Source organism: Archangium sp. (assembly GCF_036389735.1).
Taxonomy (GTDB): Bacteria; Myxococcota; Myxococcia; order Myxococcales; family Myxococcaceae; genus Archangium.
Window position 1 is genome coordinate 1 of the sequence record NZ_DASVWK010000535.1, and the last position, 4698, is coordinate 4698.

At 69.8% G+C, this 4698-nt stretch carries 4 protein-coding genes; 1 reads left to right on the top strand and 3 read right to left on the bottom strand.

Translation table 11 applies throughout. From position 1 onward, the window contains the following. Nucleotides 1–308 precede the first annotated feature (308 nt). A complete protein-coding gene (locus VF794_RS18695; RefSeq protein WP_331112280.1) occupies nt 309–1343 on the bottom strand; it encodes a PA0069 family radical SAM protein in 1035 nt (344 codons plus the stop codon). 135 nt (nt 1344–1478) lie between these two features. Here VF794_RS18695 and VF794_RS18700 point away from each other — a divergent pair, with 135 nt between their 5' ends. Beyond that, nucleotides 1479–3182, top strand: coding sequence for a L,D-transpeptidase family protein (locus VF794_RS18700; RefSeq protein WP_331112282.1), 1704 nt, complete (start codon nt 1479–1481; stop codon nt 3180–3182). Here the strand turns inward: VF794_RS18700 and VF794_RS18705 are convergent. Then, entirely contained in the window at nt 3179–4159 is a 981-nt protein-coding gene (locus VF794_RS18705; protein ID WP_331112284.1) for a D-Ala-D-Ala carboxypeptidase family metallohydrolase, read from the bottom strand. The genes VF794_RS18700 and VF794_RS18705 overlap by 4 nt on opposite strands. A 168-nt stretch (nt 4160–4327) precedes the next feature. Next, a partial coding sequence (locus tag VF794_RS18710; protein WP_331112286.1) for a hypothetical protein occupies nt 4328–4698 on the bottom strand: 371 nt, incomplete at its 5' end.

Here is a 4698-nt window from a genome sequence, read left to right on the forward strand (position 1 = left end):
CGAAGTTGCCGACCGTTTGGCTGGGCGTCTCGATGTCGGGAAGATTGATGCAGGCAGGGCTGCCCAGAAGGCAGAGAGGAAGAAGGACTTTGAGGAGTCTTCGGTGCATGGGGTTCGCTCGATGCACGGCGTATTGAAGCAGTGCGTGCGGTCGGACAGAGAGCACTCGCCATGCCAGACGGGTCACGTCAAGCCTCCCGAGCGGTAAGGCCCAGCACGCTGGTTTTTTCCCGCCTTGAGCGTCCCGCCACTTGGATGGCCGTACACGCCTTGAGACGTCCCTGCTCCAACTCCGCGGAGGCTGACGGTCAGAAGAAGCTGAGCTGGGTGCCCGACTTCATGGGGCGGCGGAAGGGGCTCTGCTTCTCCTCGTCCTCCGCGCCCCACGCGTCGTTGAGCCCCACGCGGCGCGCGGTGGTGTGGAAGAGCTTGTGGATGGTGTCCGCGTAGAGCCCCTCGCCCCGCATGCGGGTGCGGAAGCGCGGATCATTCAGCTCGCCCCCGCGCGTCTCGCGGATGCGGTGCAGCACGCGCTCGGCGCGCAGCGGGAGCTTCTCGCGCAGGCGCTCCTCGAAGACCTTCTGCACCGGGCCGGGCAGCCGCAGCAGCGTGTAGAAGGCCCGGGTGGCTCCGGCCTCGCGCGCCGAGGTGAGGACGCGCACCATGTCCTCGTCGTTGAGCCCGGGAATGACGGGCGCCACGGCCACCGCCACGGTAATGCCCGCCGCCGCCAACCGTTCGATAGTCTGGAGCCGTCTGCGGGGCGTGGCCACGTAGGGCTCCATGGCGCGCGCCACCTGCTCGTCGTGGAAGGGCAGGGTGATGCACACCGACACCCGTGCCTCCTGCGCGAGCGTCTGGAGCACGTCCAGGTCCCGCTCGATGAGGGGCCCCTTGGTGATGATGCCCACGGGGTTGCGGTACTCGGCGCATACCTCCAGGCAGGCGCGGGTGAGGCGCAGCGAGGCCTCCAGCGGCTGGTAGCAGTCGGTGACGCCGCTGAAGGCGACCGTCTCGCCCTTCCAGCTCGGGCGCTCGAAGGCCGCGCGCAGCAGCTCCGGGGCGCGGGGCTTCACCACCAGCTTCGTCTCGAAGTCCGTGCCGGCGCCGAAGCCGAGGTACTCGTGGTAGGGCCGCGCGTAGCAGTACGCGCACGCGTGGAGGCAGCCCCGGTAGGCGTTGATGCTCCAGCTGAAGCCGACGTCCGGGCTGTCGTTGCGCGAGAGCACCTCGCGGCTGTGGTCCTCCAGCACCTCCAGCTTGGAGGGAGGAATCTCCTCCAGGTACTCCACCGCGGTGGTGTCCCAGGGGTTGGGCGGGTTGGAGATGGGACGAGGCTTCACACTCCCAGGGTGAAGCTGAAAGGACGTTCAGTCAAGGCTTGGTTGGCGGGGTAGCTCCGGACCTGGACAGTCAAGGGAGCGAGCGGACGAGTCGGCTTGCCTGTCTCGTACTCCAGGGGTGCCTACCGTCGTCCCATGCGCACCTGGCTCTTCTTCTGGTGGTTGCTACTTGGGCTGCCCGTCCTCGCGGCGGAGAGGACACCTCCCTCTTTCGAGTCCGCGGTGCGGCAACAGGTGGCGCGGTCACCAGGGGAGCGCACCAGCAAGGCCCTCTTGCTCTTCTATGAGACGCGGGGCTTCCAGCCCGCGTGGTTCTCCTATGACGGCGCGGTGCGACCCCAGGCGGGGCAGTACCTCGAGGCGCTCCAGGAGGCGGAGGAGGAGGGCCTCCGGCCGGAGCGCTACCTCGTCTCGGAGCTGAACGAGGACCTGCGCCAGTTGTCGCTCGGTGGCGGGCCAGAGGACACGTGGGTGCGGGTGGAGCTGCGGCTCACGTCGAGCTTCCTCACCTACGCCTCGCATCTCCTCTCAGGACAGGTGACCTCTCAGGGCCTCAGGTGGCGGACGAAGCCACCGGGCGTGGTGGACCTGTCGGCGCTGTTGGAGGGAGCGCTCGCGAGTGGGGATCTGCCCGGGACGCTGCGGGGCCTCTGTCCGAGCCACCCTGGCTTCGTGCGACTTCGGGAGGCGCTCGCGCGCTACCGGGCCATCGCCGCCGCCGGAGGCTGGCCGCTGGTACCGGAGGGAGGGCCGCTGGAGCGGGGGATATGGGACCCCCGGGTGGCGGTGCTGCGGGAGCGGTTGCGCGTCACGGGAGACCTGCCAGCGGCACCGGAGGAGCGACCGTTGTACCCGGGGGCTCCAGGCGTGGGCGTGGCCGCGCTGGTGGGCGATCTCGTCCGCACGGCGATGGAAGAGGAGGCGCCGCAGTCCCCCCGGGAACCGTCATCGGAGGAGTTCTACGACGCCGAGCTGGAGGAGGCGGTGAAGACCTTCCAGCGGCGGCACGGGTTGCCGGTGGACGGGAAGGTGGGGAAGGGGACGCTGAAGGCGCTGCGGGTGCCGGTGGAGGAGCGGATCGCCCAGTTGCGGGTGAACCTGGATCGCTGGCGCTGGGCGCCGAGGCAGCTGGAGCAGCGGTACGTGATGGTGAACCTGCCAGCCTTCGAGCTGGAGGCGGTGGATCAGGGCCAGACCGTGCTGCGGATGCCGGTCATCATCGGGGAGCCGGACTGGAGCACGCCCGTCTTCGAGGACGAGGTGGAGTACCTGGTGCTCAACCCCGAGTGGAACGTGCCTCGGCAGATCACCGAGGAGGAGGTGCTGCCGAAGCTGCGGGAGGACGCGGGGGCGGCCGGGAAGCTGGGGCTGAAGGTGATCGACCGCACCACGGGGCAGGAGGTGGACCCGCACGCGGTGGAGTGGAGCGCGACGGAGGCGGGGCAGGGCCCCTATCGCTTCCAGCAGGCGCCGGGAGAGTCCAATCCGCTAGGGCGGGTGAAGTTCATCTTCCCCAACCGCTTCTCCATCTACCTGCACGACACGCCCAACCCCAAGCTCTTCGAGGAGGCGAGCCGGGCCTTCAGCCACGGCTGCGTCCGGGTGTCCGAGCCGGTGAAGCTCGCGGACTTCATGCTGCGAGGCCACGAGGGCTGGACGCAGGAGTCGCTGGAGGCGGCGATGGAGGAGGGAGGCAAGCCCCGGCGGGTGGAGCTGCCCGCGCCGGTGCCGGTGTACCTGCTCTACTGGACGGCCTTCGTGAACGACGAGGGCCGGGTGGAGTTCCGGCCGGACCTGTACCAGAGAGACTGGGCGGTCCGGCGGGCGCTGGAGGGCTAGCGCTTGCTCCAGCGGGCGGGGGTGCCGCGCACGTCGATGTGGACGAAGGGCCCATGGACGCGGTTGGCGCGGTAGACGCCGTAGCCGCCGACGAGGTCCGGCACGCGCTGCTCCACGCGGTCGACGGCGCGGGCGAGCACCTCGGCGTCCTTCACGTCGACGCGCCCGTTGCCATCGAGGTCGTCCATCTGCCCGTCCCCATCGTCATCGAGCCAGACATCGGCCGCGTCGCCGTAGGTGTGGCGGCTGAACTTGGCGCGACCGCCCTCGCCGGGTCCGTTGTACTGGGGCGTGCGGAAGCCGCTCATCACATGGAGCCCCTTGCCCTGGTAGCCCATGGCGCGCAGCTCCTGGAGCACGAGTTCCAACTTGTCCACCAGCCGCAGGTCGAGCACGAGGTACTTGGGCCAGACGTTGGCCTGGTCCTTGGTGAGGAAGTTGCGGAGGCGGAAGTGCTCGGAGACGGCGAAGTCCTGGTTCTGCCGCGTCACCTCGATGAGGAGCTCGGGCGGGGCATAGCGACCGGAGCGGCCGGCGGAGCGGGCCGGCCAGCGGCCGATGCGGTAGCCGTTGAGCTGGGTCGTCGAGCCGTCGAAGTGGACGGGGGTGATGACGGCATGCGAGCCGGCCCCGGTACCCTGCTGGGAGGGCGCGAGCGTCCAGACGCCCGGCTGGCCAGGGGCCTTGAGGCCCTCGGCGGTGATGGAGGCGGAGGCCTGGGTGTCGGCGCCGAAAGCGAGCCAGCGCGCTTCCTTGAGGTCCTGGGGAGCGGAGAGGTAGGGCTGGAGGGACTCGCCGGGGCGGACGACGACGGCGCGCAGGGCGCCACTGAAGCCCCGGGAGGTGAGATCCACGAGGGCGGAGGACGGCCTGGAGTCAGGCGCGGCCATCGCGTACTGCGCGACGAGCAGCAGGGCGGCGACGAGGATGAGGAGGGCTGAACGGCTGAGGGGCAAGCGAGTACGAGATGAATTCACGCGGACTCTGCACAGTTGGCGGAGCGGCAAAATTCCCCCGTCGGCCTGCTCGGCACTCCGGGCCGGGGTCGGTGCGGGAAAGGACACGGGCAAAGACATGGGCGGCAACCCCTCCTCGCGAGAAGGAGAGGCCACCGGCCGCTCTGTGATGCCGTGGGTCCCGGACGCCTAGCGGATGACGGGGACGACCTCCTTCGTCCACTGCGCGATGTGGTTGGAGGTGGTGAGGTCCTGGATGGGCAGGACGAGCGCGGGGTAGCTGGGGTCCTGGCCGAGCGCCACCTTGTCCGGGTCGACGGCGGCGATCCACAGCAGGGTGCCACTGGAGTTCTCGGGGGAGTCACCACCGGCGGGCGGGCTGCGCAGCCCGTACTGGCGGGTGGAGGAGAAGGTGAACCACTGAAGCCGTGAGCCCTCGTCGCGGGTGCGCTGGTAGAGGAAGGGGGCCCACTTGGGGAAGGAGTTGGTGAGGCTCGTGTTGGTGTCGCGCTTGCCGGGGGCGTTGGCGCGCGCGAGCTCGATGGGGGTGGCCCCCGCCT

Excerpts from the sequence above, each read along its gene's own strand:
- VF794_RS18700 (WP_331112282.1), top strand. The coding sequence starts at position 1,479 with ATGCGCACCTGGCTCTTCTTCTGGTGGTTGCTACTTGGGCTGCCCGTC.